This window comes from Pseudomonas sp. MWU12-2319 (assembly GCF_023242525.1).
GTDB classification, from domain to species: domain Bacteria; phylum Pseudomonadota; class Gammaproteobacteria; order Pseudomonadales; family Pseudomonadaceae; genus Aquipseudomonas; species Aquipseudomonas gingeri_D.
Genome location: NZ_JALJES010000060.1, coordinates 1 through 776 on the forward strand (window position 1 = coordinate 1; position 776 = coordinate 776).

General features: G+C 61.9%; 1 protein-coding gene. It reads right to left on the reverse strand.

What is annotated here, in order from left to right; translation table 11 throughout:
* The coding region (locus M5C01_RS32745) for a transketolase family protein (protein WP_248764476.1) at nt 1-776 on the reverse strand (776 nt) is incomplete at both ends.

Sequence of the window (776 nt, forward strand, 5' to 3'; positions counted from 1 at the left end):
TCACCCAGTGGGGCGCCGTGGCAGTCTTCCTTGCCTTGCTTGTTCGGCGAACCGAAGCCGATGGTGGTCTTGCAGCAGATCAGGGTCGGACGGTCGCTTTTGCGCGCGGTCTCGATGGCGGTCTTGATCTCTTCCGGATCGTGGCCGTCGACATTGCGGATCACCTGCCAGTTGTAGGCTTCGAAACGCTTCGGGGTGTCGTCGGTGAACCAGCCTTCGACTTCGCCGTCGATGGAGATGCCGTTGTCGTCATAGAAGGCGATCAGCTTGCCCAGGTCCAGGGTACCGGCCAGGGAAGCGACTTCGTGGGAAATGCCTTCCATCATGCAGCCATCACCGAGGAACACATAGGTGTGGTGGTCGACGATGTTGTGGCCGGGACGGTTGAACTGCGCCGCCAGGACTTTTTCCGCCAGGGCGAAGCCCACGGCGTTGGCCAGGCCTTGGCCGAGCGGACCGGTGGTGGTTTCCACGCCCGGGGTGTAGCCGTATTCCGGGTGACCCGGGGTGCGGCTGTGCAGTTGGCGGAAATTCTTCAGGTCGTCGATCGACAGGTCGTAGCCGGTCAGGTGCAGCAACGAGTAGATCAGCATCGAGCCATGGCCGTTGGACAGCACGAAGCGGTCACGGTCGGCGAACGACGGGTTGCTCGGGTTGTGCTTCAGGTAATCACGCCACAGTACTTCGGCAATATCCGCCATACCCATGGGGGCACCGGGATGGCCGCTGTTGGCTTTTTGCACGGCATCCATGCTGAGGGCACGAATGGCGTTGGC